The sequence below is a fragment of the Flavobacterium cyanobacteriorum genome (assembly GCF_002251835.1).
Classification (GTDB): domain Bacteria; phylum Bacteroidota; class Bacteroidia; order Flavobacteriales; family Flavobacteriaceae; genus Flavobacterium; species Flavobacterium cyanobacteriorum.
In genome coordinates this window covers 1-15676 of sequence record NZ_NOXV01000245.1, presented here as the reverse complement: position 1 = coordinate 15676, position 15676 = coordinate 1, and the positions used below count along the sequence as shown (strand labels likewise).

The window sequence follows — 15676 nt, the reverse complement described above, 5'->3', positions numbered from 1 at the left end:
GCACTAAAGAAATTTAATAAAATAAAAGTTTAAACCACTTCATAGTATAATAGTTAGCCTTTTTCATCTTTAACAGCGATATTTGCAGAATGGATAAAGTAAAAGCCAAAAAGCATCTGGGGCAGCATTTCCTTAAAGATGAGAGTATTGCAAAAGATATAGCTGACACACTTACCTTAAAAGGCTATAACAAAGTACTGGAAATCGGCCCGGGCATGGGCGTGTTAACAAAATACCTTCTTGAAAAAGATATTGACACGTACGTGATAGAAATAGATACGGAGTCGGTAGCCTATTTAAACGCTCATTACCCTAAGCTGCACGGCAAAATTTTATCGGAAGATTTCCTCAGGTACAACATCACCAAAACCTTTGCTGATGAGCCTTTTGCCATTATTGGTAATTTTCCTTACAACATATCCTCCCAAATAGTATTCCGCACACTGGAACTGCGGGAGCGCATACCGGAATTCAGCGGTATGTTCCAGAAAGAGGTAGCCGAACGTATTTGCGAAAAAAAAGGCAGCAAAACCTATGGCATCCTTTCGGTTTTAGCACAGGCTTTTTATGAGGCCGAATACCTGTTTACGGTGCCTGAGCATGTTTTTAACCCGCCGCCAAAGGTAAAATCAGGTGTGTTGCGCCTCATCCGGAAAGAAAACTTTCGCCTGGAGTGTGATGAGCGCCTGTTCTTCAATGTAGTAAAAACAGCCTTCAACCAACGCAGGAAAACACTTCGTAACAGTTTAAAAACATTTGCCCTATCGGAAAATTTAAAGGAAGATAGTATCTTTGACCTCCGTCCGGAACAGCTCTCTACAGAAGAGTTTATTGAACTGACTAAAAAAATAGCAGCCAATGGAGTTTAAAATCAGCAGGGATTTTATTGCACAGGTAGAGCAATACATTGAGGAGAATAACGAAGTGCAGCTTCAGGCGCTCCTTAAAGACATCCATTATGCTGATATTGCGGAGATTATGGAAGAGCTGGACAGCAGCGATGCCAGCTACCTTTTCCATATACTTGACAGTGAAAAAACCGCCGAGATACTCCTGGAACTTGACGAGGAGATACGCGAAAAAATATTAAAGAACCTTTCTGCCAAAGAAATTGCCGAAGAGCTTGATGAGCTGAGCACTGACGATGCTGCCGATATTATTGCCGAACTTCCGGAGGACAAGAAAGAAGAGGTAATACAGGAACTTGTTGATGCCGAACATGCCCGCGATATTGTGGATCTGCTAAGGTATGATGAAGACACTGCCGGCGGGCTTATGGCGAAGGAGCTTGTAAAGGTAAACGAGAACTGGAACGTGCTTACCTGCGTAAAAGAGATGCGTATACAGGCCGAAAACGTGCAGCGCGTACACTCTATTTATGTGGTGGACGATGATAACCGCCTTAAAGGGCGTCTTTCATTAAAAGACCTTCTCACCACATCTACCAAAACGCCAATAAGCGAAATATATATTAAAAAGGTTGACTTTGTAAAAGTGAATACGCCCGATGTGGAAGTAGCGCGTATAATGCAGAAGTATGACCTTGAAGCTATACCTGTTGTTGATGAGCTGGGCCGCCTGGTAGGCCGCATTACTATTGACGACGTGGTTGACGTTATAAAAGAAGAGGCCGAGAAAGACTATCAGCTTGCCGCAGGTATCTCGCAGGACGTTGAGGCCGATGACAGCATACTGGACCTTACCCGGGCGCGGTTGCCATGGCTGGTGCTGGCACTGTTTGGCGGTTTTATAAGTGTAAGCCTGCTCGAAAGTTTTAATGCCGCTATGAAGCACCACAAAGAGCTTTTCTTTTTTACACCCCTTATAGCGGCTATGGCCGGTAATGTGGGGGTACAGTCGTCAGCAATTATTGTTCAGGGCCTTGCCAACAACAGCCTTAGCGGCTCACTGTGGCGCAGGCTTATAAAAGAAGTGTCACTTACGCTCCTTAACGGCTCAATACTGGCCATATTGCTGGTACTTGGCAGCCATTTCCTGCTGGGTGAAGGGTTTAACCTGGCGCTTACGGTAAGTATCTCTCTTATCTCTGTTATTGTTATAGCATCACTTATAGGTACTTTTATTCCTATACTACTCGATAAAATTGGTATTGACCCCGCCCTTGCTACCGGCCCGTTTATTACTACCAGCAACGACATTTTCGGGATATTGATTTACTTCTCTATTGCAAAGGTAATGTTAGGGTTTTAGTTAAAAGTCAGGGTAATAGATTCAATGATTTTGTTTCTTATCTGGAAAATCATTCTTCCTTTTTTGCCTTCAATATTAACTGAATATTCGTAGCTGTTTTTAATTTCTTCATATTTGGTTCCGTTTGGAAACTGATGTGTAATTGAATTTGGATATTTATCTAATTTACTTTCAGGGTTTCCGGGAACAATGCCATCCAGGTAAAAATCAGCAGGATTATATACTTTTATTGATTCTAGTTTTTGATCTCTATTGAACGAATATATATTCCCGTCAGACTTATAGGTCTTTTCATAAAGCACATTGTCGTCAATGTATAATGAATCTAGTTCTATAAGAATGCCTTCTTTGGAAATATTGTCAATTTTAATTGCATTTGTAATCTGTATTCCTTTATATAAAATTTTCTCAGTTGAAATAGAATCATGCACATCCATAAAAATCGACCATATATCAGCCCTAAAATCTCGCATGAAAAAATCTTTCATATCTCCTGATAGCGCTTTATTTATTTCATCATTAGGAACTATATATTGAATGTGTTTATTAGGAAATATAACTGAAAAATTATTTGCGGAGGTGAAAAGAGTGTCATTTTTAGATGTTCCTTCGAAAACAAAAATGTTGTCAATTTTGTCATGATATTCCATCCAGCCTTTAATATTGCAATCGTGTTTAAGTTTCTTCCACTTCTTAGATTTTGTCTTGAGTAATAATAAATTTCTAATCAGGGTTTTATCATTTGAGGTAGCAGTAAATACAGTGCCATATTCATCATTTTTAATAAAATCTACCACCGAGCAGGGACGGTGTGTGCTTTCATCTACTATTCTATATGCCGTTACCTTCGTATAATCCTCAATCTTCTGCCCAATACAAAAAATGCTATACATCAAAAAGCAAAACAATAATCTCATAATTGTTGGTTTCGTATTATAATAACTCACGATTTTGTAAATATAGTATATGTTTTTTCTGTGCACCTCTGTGCTTCTTCGTGCACCTCTGTGAAATATGATCAGAAACACTAACTTTGCAACCACAAACCGCAGCTATGAACCCGCAACCCGCAACGATAAAGATCCTCCATATCGACAGCAACCATCCACTGCTTTGGGAACAGCTGGAGCAGGCCGGCTTCACCAACCATGCTGACTTTACATCTTCTAAGCAAGAGATAGAAGCTAAAATACGGGAGTATAACGGGATTGTTATCCGCAGCCGCTTTGATATTGACAAGCAATTCCTGGATGCGGCCACCAACCTGCAGTTTATAGCCCGTGTGGGCGCGGGGCTGGAAAGCATTGATGTTGAGTATGCAGAAAGTAAAGGTGTACACCTTATTGCCGCGCCCGAAGGCAACCGCAACGCCGTAGCTGAGCACGCTTTGGGCATGCTGCTGTCGCTGTTTAATAACCTGAACCGGGCCGACAGGCAGATTCGCGCCGGGCAATGGATACGTGAGGCCAACCGCGGCCATGAGCTGGAAGGGAAGACCGTAGGCATTATTGGATATGGCAATATGGGTAAAAGCTTTGCGAAAAAGCTGCAGGGTTTTAATGTTGAGGTGCTGTGCTATGATATAAAAGAAGATGTGGGCGATGAAAATGCCCGTCAGGTAACCCTGGAAGAATTACAGCAGAAAGCCGATGTGCTGAGCCTGCACACCCCGTGGACACCTGAAACGAACCGGATGGTGAATGCCGGTTTTATTAATGCTTTTGCCAAGCCGTTCTGGCTTATAAATACTGCCCGTGGGAAAAGTGTGGTGACAAAAGATCTTGCAGAAGCTTTAAAGTCAGGAAAAATTTCAGGAGCGGCACTCGACGTGCTGGAGTATGAAAAATCCTCATTCGAACACCTGTTCCTGGATGGCAATGTGCCGGAAGAATTTCAGTACCTCCTGAATTCAGATAACGTACTGCTGTCACCCCACATTGCCGGGTGGACGTTTGAAAGCCACAGCAAACTGGCACAGGTGATTGCCCACAAAATAAAAATGATTTACAAACAAATTTAAAAGGAATAAGTAAGGCCTACGCCCAGTATCTGCTTAAGCTGTATTTTTGGCCCTACAGTTACTATGCCTCCATCGCGTTCTTCGGTAGCCTTTATGTCATCGTCATAAATAATATGAGTACCTATATTGGCTTTTACATATTCATTGACCGTCATGTCTAGCGATAACTGCCAGTTTACATCAATATTCCCGAACTTGTTGAGGTAATCCGTATAAAGGCTAAGGCGGTGGTCCAGCATTATATTTTTAAAAACCTGCCTTTTAATGTTGTTCGTAACCAGGATACCCACCTCAGTCCTTATATTCCTCCCACTTTTAATTTTCCTTCCTTCAGCATCATATTCGGCACGTTCTACACCAAAAGCACCCTGGTCTGCCAGCGTCCGGTTCAGTACAAGTGTGGTCTTGTCTGTCAGCGGTGAAAAATAGGCCGTGAGTCCAAGGTCTTTCCGCATATATTCGGTGCCTATACCCAAAAAAATGTACGCGGGGGAAAAAGGGCCTGATATTTCATCGGTAGTATTTGGGTACGCATAACCATTGGCAAATTGTGTAGTAAAGCTGAACTTGGCGCTGTAGTACCAGTTGGAAAGCGTATCCTTACGGTAACCAAAAGTAGAGTTTAATAGTATCTGGTCATCTGTTTTGCGTACTTCCTGGCCTTCCTGGCTGTTGAGCCCGTACCGTAGTATAAGTTCATTATGCCAGTTGATGTTGCCCTTCACATACTTGCGCATAAAATTACCCTTGGCAAGCCCTGATACAGAGTTGTTACCCCCCACGTTCCAGTTTACAAATGCTACCTGCGTAATATCCAGTCCTACAGTGTTGGTTTTTTCCCAATGCGTTATATAGTTGGGTACCGAAGTATTTATTGCAACCTGGGAAAAGCTTTTTGGTATAATGAAGGACAGTAACAGGATAAGGCAAACCCTGATTTTCATTAGCATTTGATTTAATGTAAAATAAAATTCTGCGCAAAAATCGGTATTTTCAGTAATGTGAAAAAATATCTTTCAGGCTTTTAACGTCAATACCACAATATTGTTGCAGGTCCCGGATACTTCCATGTTCAATGAATTTATCTGGCACGCCTAAAATCCTGATTTTTGCATTATAACCATGCTCTGTAGCAAATGAGGCAATGCTGCTGCCAAAACCTCCGGTTACCACGCCATCTTCAACAGTTATTACCACCTTATATTTTTTGAAGATGTCATGCAGGGCAGTTTCATCAGGCGGTTTTACAAACCCGAAGTGGTAGTGGGCAAATTTTGCTGCATTATCGGCATCGGCCAGGGCTTTTATTACATTATTACCTATGGTGCCTGTTGTCAGCAGGGCAACATCGCTCCCTTCTTTAAGTAGCGTTGCCTTGCCATATTCAATGATTTTAAAAGGCTTTTTCCAGTCGGCAGATTCACCCCTGCCGCGCGGGTAGCGTATTGCTATAGGGTGTCCGGGACTCAGTTGTGCCGTGTAAAGTATATTCCGGAGTTCTGTTTCATTAAGCGGTGCAAAAATGACAAGGTTTGGTATACACCGCAGGTAGGCAATATCAAATACACCATGGTGCGTAGCGCCGTCTTCGCCTACGAGGCCCGCCCTGTCCAGGCAAAAGATGACCGGCAGGTCCTGCAATGCCACATCGTGTATAAGCTGGTCATAAGCACGCTGTAGGAAGGTAGAGTAGATATTGCAATACACTGTCATGCCCTGTGTGGCCATGCCTGCGGCGAGCGTTACGGCGTGCTGCTCTGCAATACCCACATCAATGGCCCTGTCGGGAAAAGCCTGCATCATGAATTTCATTGAGCTTCCGGAAGGCATGGCGGGCGTAATGCCCATAATTTTCTCATTCTGCTGTGCCAGTTCTACCAGCGTAAGCCCAAAAACATCCTGGTATTTTGGCGGCACGTTTTCTTCTGCAATGGTAATGACTTCGCCCGTTATACGGTCAAATTTGCCCGGGGCATGGTATTTCACCTGGTCTTCTTCGGCCAGCTTCATGCCTTTGCCTTTGGTGGTTACAATGTGCAGGAACCTAGGGCCTTTTAATTGCTTTTGCCGCTCCAGTTCCTTTACCAGTTTATCAAGGTCATGCCCGTCAACAGGGCCACTGTAATCAAAATTTAGCGACCTGATCATGTTGTTCTGCCTCGGGTTGCGGCCTTCTTTCACCTCGGTCAGGTAGTTCTTTAAAGCCCCTACGCTGGGGTCAATCCCGATGGCATTGTCATTTAGTATGACCAAGAGGTTCGCATCTGTCATCCCCGCATGGTTCAGGCCTTCAAATGCCATGCCTGATGCTATGCTGGCATCGCCTATAACAGCTATGTGCTGTTTTTCAGTTTCACCTTTTAATTGAGAGGCTATAGCCATACCCAACGCTGCTGATATGGATGTGGATGAATGGCCCGTTCCAAACGTATCATACTCGCTTTCGCTGCGTTTAGGGAAACCGCTTATGCCGCCCCACTGCCTGTTGGTGTCAAACCTTTCCCTGCGGCCGGTAAGGATTTTGTGCCCGTATGCCTGGTGGCCCACATCCCAAACCAGTAAATCTTCAGGAGTATTAAATACATAATGCAGCGCTATGGTAAGCTCTACAACCCCAAGGCTCGCGCCAAGGTGCCCTTCTTTTACGGAAACCACATCAATAATAAACTCCCGCAGCTCTTTGGCCAGTTGCGGCAGTTGGTCTGTGCTTAGCTTCCTTAAGTCGGCAGGTGATTGTATGTGGGAAAGCAGTTTTTCCATTGTGTAGCAAATTTACAATAAAAGAAACACGGATGTAAAACATTAAAATGATAAGGGCAGATTTTGAATTATAGGTTTTGAATTTGCGAAAATCTGTATCCTCCGTTAAATCTGTGTTCCTAAACCGTATTTTTGTTTTATGGAAAACATCTTCTCCGACGAATACTTTATGAAGAAAGCCTATCAGGAGGCTCAAATCGCTTTTGAAAAAGGCGAAGTACCTGTAGGTGCCTTAGTGGTTGTTGATAATAAAATTATTACCCGCACCCACAACCTTACCGAACTGCTTACCGATGTTACCGCCCATGCCGAGATGCAGGCTATAACATCTGCCGCAAACTTCATTGGCGGAAAGTACCTTACCGGCTGTACGCTTTATGTTACGCTCGAACCCTGCCAGATGTGTGCCGGCGCCCTGTACTGGAGCCAGGTGGGCAAAGTAGTATATGGTGCTGCCGATGAGCATAGGGGTTACAGGGTAATGGGGGGGAAGCTACACCCTAAAACAATTGTTGTAGGCGGCGTGATGGGGCAGGAATGCGGCGATTTGGTTAAAGAATTCTTCAGGCAGCGCAGGAAGTGAAGTGGGTTTTTTAGATTTTTAAAGGTTTTGTGAAATATGTTGTAATCATGTAAAAATATATTACATTTATTGCAATATTTACATGATGTTATTAGTTATAGCGAAAAAATAACACCACCATTAACCTAACAAACCAACCACATGAAAACCTTCAGACTGGTACTGATAGTTTCGGTACTGCTTGTGCTCAATTCGTGCAAAAAATCAAGGAAAGATTTTGATTCGGATTTTACCCTCTACAGGGACTATATTACCAGTTTTTCATCAGGGATCATATCGGCAAAATCAGACATTCAGGTAGCCCTCGCTTTCGCCAAAAAAGAGTGGAAGGTAAACCAGGAACTGGACCAGGATTACTACAGCATTTCACCTTCAGTGGAAGGCAAAGTGGTGTACCTGGCAGAAAATGTTATTGCTTTCCGCCCGGCAAAAAAGCTGGAGCAGGATAAGGAATACCAGGTAACGCTGCATCTTTCCAAATTCATAAACATCCCCTCAAAACTAAAGGACTTTAACTTCACGGTAAAAACCCTGAAGCAGGATTTTGTAATTGAGACAAAAGACCTGCAATCGTATAGTAAAGAAGTACAGTTCCTCAATGCGTCACTGAAAACCAGTGATGCCATGAACCTGGCCGATGCCAAAAAAATTGTACGTGCCGAACAGGACGGCAGGCAGCTGCCCGTACGTTTCGACGGTAACGCTCCAAGTGGTACAGAGTTCCATATCATCATAGACAGCATACACCGCAAAGACGATAGCAGTAAAATAAAAATAGTGTGGGATGGTGATGATGCAGGTGTTGATAAAAAAGGCGAGCAGGAATTTGAGATTCCGGGCAGGAATACCATGAAAGTGCTAAGCATGACAGTAGCCGAGGGCGACACACAGGAACTGCTCATCAATTTTTCTGACCCACTGCGCAAAGACCAGGATTTTAGGGGGCTTGTTGCAGTTGAGACGGTTAATACGCTTCGCTATGCAGTTGACGGCAACCTGCTGAAGGTATTTTTTGATGAGCCGCTTAATGGGAATTTCCTTGTGGAAGCTTTTCAGGGAATTGAAAATACTGATGGCTATAAGATGAAGCAGGCATACTCTATGAAAGTACTCTTTGAACAGCTGAAGCCTGAAGTCAGGTTTGTAAAAAGCGGTACCATACTGCCGGGTTCAAGCAACCTGAAGCTTAATTTCCAGTCGGTAAACCTAAGCGCTGTTGATGTAAAAGTGTACCGCATATTTGAAAATAACGTATTACAGTTCCTTCAGGATAATGAGCTGGACGGAAGCTATAACCTGCGTAAAGTTGCCCTTCCTGTAGCCACACAAAAAGTTGTGCTCAACACCAACAAGCTTACCAACTATACCAAGTGGAACTCCTTCGCGCTGGACCTTTCGACGCTTATAAAACCACAGCAGGGCGCCATTTACAGGGTAGAGATGTCGTTCAGGCCAACGTACTCGTTGTATAAGTGTGATGACCCCACTGTTTTGGCCGAAACCGAAGAGGAGCAGGAAGAGCCGGAGGAGGAAGTCAACGACTATGGTGACGAGTATTATGACTACTATGATTATGACTATGACTGGAACCAGCGTGAAAACCCCTGTGATAAATCCTACTACTATAACCGCAAAATAGCAACCAACGTACTAGCCAGCGATTTGGGTGTAATAGCAAAGCGCGGCGAGAACAACAGCTATTTCTTTGCGGTAAATAATATTGTAACCACCGAGCCGGTAACGGGCGCAAAGGTGGAGGTATACAACTTCCAGCAGCAGGTACTGGCCTCCGGTACTACCACCAATCAGGGTTCTGTAAGCTTTACGGTTGACAAGCCTGGATTTTTTGCCGTAGTTACAAAAGGCAGCAATACTACCTACATAAAATTATATGACGGCAACGCGCAGTCAGTAAGTAATTTTGATGTTGACGGTACACGCCTGCAAAAAGGGCTTAAAGGCTACATTTATGGCGAACGCGGCGTGTGGCGCCCCGGCAATACTATTTTCCTAGGCTTTATTGTAAATGATAAGGAAGCAAAGCTACCGGCATCGCATCCTATAAAACTACGTATTTCCGACCCGAACGGTAAGGTTGTTATACAGTCGGTTCAGCCGTCAAAAGGCAGTAACCACTACAGGTTCCAGTTCAAAACGCAGCCGTCATCACCTACGGGCAACTGGGAAGCAATGGTGTCTGTGGGCGGCGCTAAATTTTACAAAAGCCTAAAGATAGAAACCATTAAACCTAACAGGCTTAAAATAAAGAATGGGTTTGAGGGCAAAGTTATATATGGTGATATGCCCAACACCGCTACTGTAAACGTGGCCTGGCTGCACGGTGCGGTGGCCAAAGACCTGAAGCTGGAAATGCAGGCCAAATTCATGAAACAGGAAACCAAATTTAAGGGCTACCACAACTATTTCTTTGATGACCCTGCACAGGATTTTAAGACCGAAGAAGTAAATATTTATTCAGGTAAGACAGATGCCAATGGAAACGTCCAGGTAACACTGCAGCCACAACTGCAGTCACGCGCGCCGGGTATGCTCAAAGCGGCAATTATTACAAAAGCTTATGAAAAAGGAGGCGATGTATCTACCGATGTAATTTCATCTACCTACTCTCCATATGATACCTACGTAGGTGTAAAGCTGCCGCAAGCCAACAAATACGGCATGCTCGAAACAGGCAAGGCCAATAAGTTTGACGTGGTAACGCTGGCCGGTAATGGCAAGCCCAAGGGGGCGAGGCTGCTTGATGTGCGGGTGTATAAGGTAGAATGGCGCTGGTGGTGGGACGCTTCGCATGATAACCTGTCCTCCTATAGTGCGGCATTATCCAACACACCGTATTATTCCTCCCGCATTACCACCGATGGCGGCGGTAAAGGCAGTTTTGCATTTAAGACTGAAGAAGACCATTGGGGCCGCTACATGGTGCGTGTTAAGGATGTGGAAGGCGGGCATTCTTCAGGGGAAACAGTTTATATTGATTATCCGTACTGGAGCGGCAGGTCGCGTAATACTACAGGAGAGGAAGCCAAGATGCTCATGTTTACTACCGATAAGGAGAAATATAATGTTGGGGAGAAGGCGCATATTTCGTTCCCCTCAAGCGAAGGCGGCAGGGCGTTGATTTCTTTGGAAAATGGCTCTAAAGTGGTGAAAACCTATTGGGCAGAAACAAAAAAAGGCGAAACAAATGTAGATATTCCGGTAACGCCGCAAATGGCGCCGAATGTCTACGTACACATTACGCTGCTGCAGCCACATGCCAGTACTAAAAACGATTCACCTATCCGGCTCTATGGCATCGTGCCGATAGAAGTGGTAGATAAAAATACCATCCTGGAGCCTCAGATAGCCATGCCTGATGTGCTGAGGCCTCAACAGAAAACTACTATAAAAGTCAGCGAAAAGACCGGAAAGGCCATGACCTATACCATTGCCATTGTTGATGATGGATTGCTCGACCTTACGCGCTTTAAAACACCAAACGCATGGAACGATTTTTATGCCAAAGAAGCACTAGGCGTAAAAACCTGGGATGTATATGATGATGTAATTGGTGCTTATGGAGGGCAGGTAAACCAGGTATTCAGCATAGGTGGTGATGAGGATTTAGGCGGCGGCAAGGCCAAAAAAGCCAATAGGTTTAAACCGGTTGTTATTTACCTGGGCCCATTCAGCTTAGGTAAGGGCGAAACCAAATCGCACACCATAAAGCTCCCACAGTATGTCGGTTCAGTGCGCACTATGGTCGTGGCTGCCAATGCTGGTGCAAGCGCCTATGGCAGTGCCGAAAAAACAACGCAGGTTAAGAGCCCGCTCATGCTGCTGGCCTCGCTTCCGCGGAAGGTTACACAAAAGGAAAGGGTAACGCTTCCGGTTACAGTTTTCGCTATGGAAAACCAGGTGAAAAATGTAACACTCCAGATAAAGACAAACAATGGATTAAAAGTAATAGGCGCAGCTAAACAAAACCTTTCCTTTGCTCAGCCTGACGAAAAAGTGGCTTATTTTGACCTTGAAGTCGGCGACCTGGCAGGCATAGGCAGGGTGACGGTCACAGCTACATCGGGCAGGGAAAAAGCCAGCTATGATGTGGAACTGGACATCATGAACCCCAACCCCGTAACACAGGATTATAAAGAACTGGTTTTGGCACCGGGCAAATCGGCTACTATTGACTGGAAAGCTTTTGGCATAGCCGGCAGCAATACAGCAAGGCTGGAGGTGTCATCCTTCCCGTCTATCGATTTTAACCGCAGGCTGGAGTACCTTATACAATACCCGCACGGCTGCCTGGAGCAGGTTACATCGGGTGCTTTCCCGCAGTTATATTTGGCAGATATTGCCGATATAGACCAGGCAAGGAAGGACAAGATACAAAAGAACATTACGGCTGCTATACAAAAGCTTTCACAGTACCAGGTTGCTAACGGTGGCTTCAGTTACTGGCCGGGCAACATGAACCCTGATGACTGGGGGTCAAGCTATGTGGGGCACTTTTTTATTGAAGCAGAGAAGAAAGGCTATGTGCTGCCGCCAAATGCTAAAAAGCAGTGGCTCAATTACCAGCTGAAAATGGCAAGGGAGTGGCGCTACAACGATGCCTATCACAATGATTTTGCACAGGCGTACAGGCTTTATACACTGGCACTGGAAGGGTCGCCGGATCTTTCATCTATGAACAGGCTCAGGGAAACAGGCGGCATATCTAACGAAAGTAAGTTAAGGCTTGCTGCCGCCTATGCGCTTGCAGGGCAGCGTAATGTAGGGCAGGCACTGCTTAACCAAACCATATTGGATGATGATAACAGTCCGTACCGCTACTATTACTACGGCTCACCCGAACGCAACCGGGCCATGGCACTGGAAACGCTGGTGATACTCGGCCAAAAAGAAAAAGCATTTGTTATGGCTAATAAATTGGCGAAACAAATGGGTTCGGGCGAGTGGATGAGTACACAAACTACAGCTTATTGCCTTTATGCTATGTCGCGCTTTGCGATGGCTAACGGAGGCAAGGGCATCAACGTAACCTATACTGTTCAGGGTAAAGCAAATGCTATTGCTACCGGTAAGACTTTTGCAGGAAGGGATTTGACAGTGTCGGGTAAAAATGCGGTAACCATTAAAAATAATGATAAGAATACGCTGTATATTAAAGTTAACTATAGCGGAATCCTTCCGGTAGGGCAGGAGCAGGCAATACAGCGCGGATTAAGTACAGATATTGTGTTTAAAGACAGGGGCGGCAAAGTAATAAATCCATCCGCGCTGGCTCAGGGGACCGAATTCGTTGCTGAGGTAACCGTTAGCAACAGGAAAGGTGAGTATGTAGATAATGTGGCGCTCACGCAAATCATTCCGTCAGGATGGGAAATTGTCAACACCAGGTTTACTGATTTTGGCGAATTTGCCGATAACAAAGTAGACTATACCGATATAAGGGACGACAGGACCAACTTCTACTTCGGGCTGAGGGCGAATGAAACCAAAACCTTCAGGATACTGCTCAACGCCTCCTACCCGGGTAGCTTCTACCTGCCGGGTGTTCAGGCAGAGGCCATGTATGACAATTCATTTACAGCAAGGACAAAAGGGCAATGGGTAAAAGTTATAAGGCAGTAGCTGTTGCCTTCTTTAAAGAACACAGGATAAAGTTTTCAATAACCTTTATCCTGCTGCTGCTTTATTTCTTCTGCCTGCCGCGGGCCTTATTTAGCGAACCCTATTCAACAGTTATTGAAAGCGCCGAAGGGGAATTGCTCGGTGCCCGCATAGCACGGGACGGGCAGTGGCGCTTCCCGGCGCAGGACAGCGTGCCGGAAAAGTTCAAAAAATGCATAGTATATTTTGAAGACCAGCACTTTTACAGCCACCCGGGCTTTAATCCCGCGGCAATGGTTAAGGCCATCAGGCAGAATTATAAAGCAGGAAGGGTAGTGCGTGGCGGCAGTACGCTTACACAGCAGGTAATACGCCTTTCCCGTGAAGGGCAAAAACGCAGCTATTTCGAAAAGCTTATTGAACTTATACTGGCAACACGCCTGGAAGTACGCCACAACAAAGATGAAATATTAGGTTTATACGCAGCTCATGCACCTTTTGGCAGTAATGTGGTAGGGCTGGAAATGGCGGCATGGCGGTACTTCGGTGTGCAGCCGCACCAGTTGTCGTGGGCCGAAACGGCTACACTTGCAGTCCTGCCCAATGCGCCCGGCCTTATCTATCCCGGAAAAAACCAGGAAAAACTCCTTGCTAAGCGGAACCGCCTCCTGAAAAAACTGTTTACTGAAAAAGTAATAGATAAAACTACCTACGAACTTGCCCTGCGTGAGCCGCTGCCACAGCAGCCGTATGCCTTGCCACAGGCCGCGCCGCACCTGTTGCAGCACATCGCAAAAACTAAAGAAGGGCATCGTATAAAAACTACGGTAAAGCAACAGTTGCAGAATCGGGTTAACCAAATAGCAGCCAGGTACTATAATGAATATAGGCAGTCCCAGATACATAACCTGGCCATAATTGTTGTAGATGTGCAGACGCGGGATATACTGGCGTATGTAGGCAATTCGCCTACAGATAAGGCGCATGGCAAAGATGTGGATATCATCACCGCGCCACGCAGCACCGGAAGCATACTGAAACCATTCCTGTATGCCGCCATGCTTGATGATGGTGAACTGCTTCCCAATACCCTGATACCCGACATTCCCACACAAATCGGTGGCTATATGCCTAAGAACTTCGACAATACTTTTGATGGCGCTGTTCCGGCGCAGCGTGCACTGGCACGGTCACTCAACATTCCGTCTGTATTGATGCTTAAAGACCATAGCGTGTACAAATTTTATGAGCAGCTGCGGCATTTCAAGCTGCGTGATGTTAACAAGCATCCTAACCATTACGGGCTGTCGCTGATATTGGGGGGTGCCGAATCCAATCTTTGGGATTTATGCCGCACCTATGCCGGGCTTACCTCTACGCTGAATCATTTTACAAACACACAGGCTAAATATCGTACTAAAGAATTCGCGGAGCTCAACTGGGACAGCGGGATTAACCGCGATTTTGGCAAGGAAACCTATAATAAGCCAGAGTTGGGCGCGGGTTCCATCTGGCTTACCTATAACGCCATGAAGGAAGTAAACCGGCCCGAGGGCGATGAGGCGTGGCGTTTCTATGACTCCTCATTAGAAATAGCCTGGAAAACCGGGACCAGCTTTGGCAGCCGTGACGGCTGGGCCATAGGCACAAACTCCCGCTATGTGGTGGGTGTGTGGGTGGGCAATGCATCGGGTGAGGGGAGGCCGTCCTTAACCGGTGTGGGCAGTGCGGCCCCGGTATTGTTTGATGTGTTCAACCTGCTGCCGAGGCAACAATGGTTCGCACCGCCCTATAACGATTTGGAGGAGGCAGAAGTGTGCGCCCTGAGCGGCCACCTGGCAGGCGAGAGCTGCCCTAAGGCAAAACAATGGATCCCGGCTAACCGGAAGCAGACCGGCCTGTGCCCCTACCATAAAATCATCCATCTTGATGCTACAGGAAGGTACAGGGTGAACAGCAGCTGTGAGAGTGTAGATAACATGGTCACCCGCCCATGGTTTGTGCTGCCGCCCGTTATGGAAATGTATTATAGAACCACACACATGGATTACCTGCCACTACCGCCTTTCCGGGCAGGTTGTGACGCTACTGCCGGGGCTTCCATGGACTTTATTTACCCCAAAGAAAACGGGAAGGTATACCTTACAAAAGACTTTAATGGCAGGTTACAGCCCGTGATATTCAAGGCAGCACATTCATCTGCGCAAGCGCGGCTCTTCTGGTATTTAGGCAACAGGTACCTGGGAGAAACCAAAACCTTCCACGAAATGCAGGTGCAGGCTAAAACAGGTAAATACTTACTAACCATTACTGATGAAAGTGGTAATGAAGCAGTGCGGCGGGTGGAGCTTATCGCGGAGCCATAGCTTTCACCGGCAGCCTGCAGTCTTCCCCGTGGCAGTATTGCGGCATAACGGTTTTTTATCAATTCCCGGGTTATTTTTTTGGGCGTGTCCCTGCGGGCCGGGCTTTCCGCTGCAAGT

The 15676-nt window shown here is 45.7% G+C and carries 9 protein-coding genes; 6 read left to right on the top strand and 3 right to left on the bottom strand.

Annotated elements, in window-relative coordinates:
* Window positions 1–89: 89 nt before the first annotated feature.
* A complete protein-coding gene (gene rsmA / locus CHU92_RS07285) occupies window positions 90–869 on the top strand; it encodes a 16S rRNA (adenine(1518)-N(6)/adenine(1519)-N(6))-dimethyltransferase RsmA (RefSeq protein WP_094414104.1) in 780 nt (259 codons plus the stop codon).
* Complete coding sequence (mgtE, locus tag CHU92_RS07280; RefSeq protein WP_094414102.1) at window positions 859–2211, top strand: magnesium transporter; 1353 nt, start codon at window positions 859–861, stop codon at window positions 2209–2211. Before rsmA ends, mgtE begins: the two co-directional genes overlap by 11 nt.
* Here the strand turns inward: mgtE and CHU92_RS07275 are convergent.
* Window positions 2208–3128, bottom strand: coding sequence for a hypothetical protein (locus CHU92_RS07275; protein ID WP_129583026.1), 921 nt, complete (start codon window positions 3126–3128; stop codon window positions 2208–2210). The genes mgtE and CHU92_RS07275 overlap by 4 nt on opposite strands.
* 137 nt (window positions 3129–3265) lie before the next feature.
* Here CHU92_RS07275 and CHU92_RS07270 point away from each other — a divergent pair, with 137 nt between their 5' ends.
* Window positions 3266–4231, top strand: coding sequence for a 2-hydroxyacid dehydrogenase (locus tag CHU92_RS07270; protein ID WP_094414097.1), 966 nt, complete (start codon window positions 3266–3268; stop codon window positions 4229–4231).
* On the opposite strand, the gene CHU92_RS07265 is transcribed toward CHU92_RS07270, so the two are convergent.
* Window positions 4228–5175, bottom strand: a complete 948-nt coding sequence (locus CHU92_RS07265) for a DUF3078 domain-containing protein (protein ID WP_094414095.1) — start codon at window positions 5173–5175, stop codon at window positions 4228–4230. The genes CHU92_RS07270 and CHU92_RS07265 overlap by 4 nt on opposite strands.
* 49 nt (window positions 5176–5224) lie before the next feature.
* Entirely contained in the window at window positions 5225–6991 is a 1767-nt protein-coding gene (locus CHU92_RS07260) for a 1-deoxy-D-xylulose-5-phosphate synthase (protein WP_094414093.1), read from the bottom strand.
* 139 nt (window positions 6992–7130) lie between these two features.
* On the opposite strand from CHU92_RS07260, the gene CHU92_RS07255 reads away from it, so the two are divergent.
* The 3 genes from CHU92_RS07255 to pbpC all read left to right on the top strand — a co-directional run bounded on the left by CHU92_RS07255 (window position 7131) and on the right by pbpC (window position 15559).
* Window positions 7131–7574 (top strand): nucleoside deaminase, encoded by a 444-nt coding sequence (locus tag CHU92_RS07255; protein WP_094414091.1) that lies wholly within the window; start codon window positions 7131–7133, stop codon window positions 7572–7574.
* Window positions 7575–7715: 141 nt separating this feature from the next.
* Window positions 7716–13214 (top strand): alpha-2-macroglobulin family protein, encoded by a 5499-nt coding sequence (locus tag CHU92_RS07250; protein ID WP_094414089.1) that lies wholly within the window; start codon window positions 7716–7718, stop codon window positions 13212–13214.
* Window positions 13190–15559, top strand: a complete 2370-nt coding sequence (pbpC, locus tag CHU92_RS07245; RefSeq protein ID WP_094414087.1) for a penicillin-binding protein 1C — start codon at window positions 13190–13192, stop codon at window positions 15557–15559. The genes CHU92_RS07250 and pbpC overlap by 25 nt, the downstream gene beginning before the upstream one ends.
* Window positions 15560–15676: the final 117 nt, after the last annotated feature.

Coding starts and splice junctions, on each gene's coding strand:
- CHU92_RS07270 (WP_094414097.1), top strand. CDS start 3,266: ATGAACCCGCAACCCGCAACGATAAAGATCCTCCATATCGACAGCAAC.
- rsmA (WP_094414104.1), top strand. CDS start 90: ATGGATAAAGTAAAAGCCAAAAAGCATCTGGGGCAGCATTTCCTTAAA.
- CHU92_RS07255 (WP_094414091.1), top strand. CDS start 7,131: ATGGAAAACATCTTCTCCGACGAATACTTTATGAAGAAAGCCTATCAG.
- mgtE (WP_094414102.1), top strand. CDS start 859: ATGGAGTTTAAAATCAGCAGGGATTTTATTGCACAGGTAGAGCAATAC.
- CHU92_RS07250 (WP_094414089.1), top strand. CDS start 7,716: ATGAAAACCTTCAGACTGGTACTGATAGTTTCGGTACTGCTTGTGCTC.
- CHU92_RS07275 (WP_129583026.1), bottom strand. CDS start 3,128: ATGAGATTATTGTTTTGCTTTTTGATGTATAGCATTTTTTGTATTGGG.
- CHU92_RS07265 (WP_094414095.1), bottom strand. CDS start 5,175: ATGAAAATCAGGGTTTGCCTTATCCTGTTACTGTCCTTCATTATACCA.
- pbpC (WP_094414087.1), top strand. CDS start 13,190: ATGGGTAAAAGTTATAAGGCAGTAGCTGTTGCCTTCTTTAAAGAACAC.
- CHU92_RS07260 (WP_094414093.1), bottom strand. CDS start 6,991: ATGGAAAAACTGCTTTCCCACATACAATCACCTGCCGACTTAAGGAAG.